1 pseudogene is annotated in these 394 nt (G+C 39.1%); it reads right to left on the bottom strand.

The features are described from left to right. Window positions 1-394: pseudogene (locus tag RT99_RS25335) on the bottom strand (hypothetical protein); the annotation flags it as partial.

Below are 394 nucleotides of genomic sequence, written 5' to 3'. Positions count from 1 at the left end.
TGTTGAAGAAGTTACCTTGATGGTTTTGTCTTTTACAGAAACCAGAAGTCCGTTTTCAATATTTTCGAAATCTCCCGTTCCAAGTGTTTTGTTGGTATAACGCAATACCAAGCGATCAGTGAAAGTTCCTTTCTCGGTAGTAAAGGTATAATCGCTTTTTGTCAAATCGTGTATTACCCCGGTTTTCTTGTCTTCCAGATAAATGGCATGGCTGCTCAAATCACCATCAGTCTTATCAATAGAAATCGTAAAATCTCCGGTTATCGTTGTATTGTATCCCAAAACAACCTGATCTGTATCTGTAAAAGGCAGGGCACGTCCCTGGATTACATAATTGTTTCCGTTGTCAACACTATAGAAATCAACATACGGATTGGCATTAAAACTCACCCCG

This window comes from Flavobacterium sp. MEB061 (genome assembly GCF_000834715.1).
GTDB lineage: Bacteria > Bacteroidota > Bacteroidia > Flavobacteriales > Flavobacteriaceae > Flavobacterium > Flavobacterium pectinovorum.
Note: the sequence above shows the minus strand (reverse complement) of the source record. Positions and strands in the feature narration are given on the sequence as shown.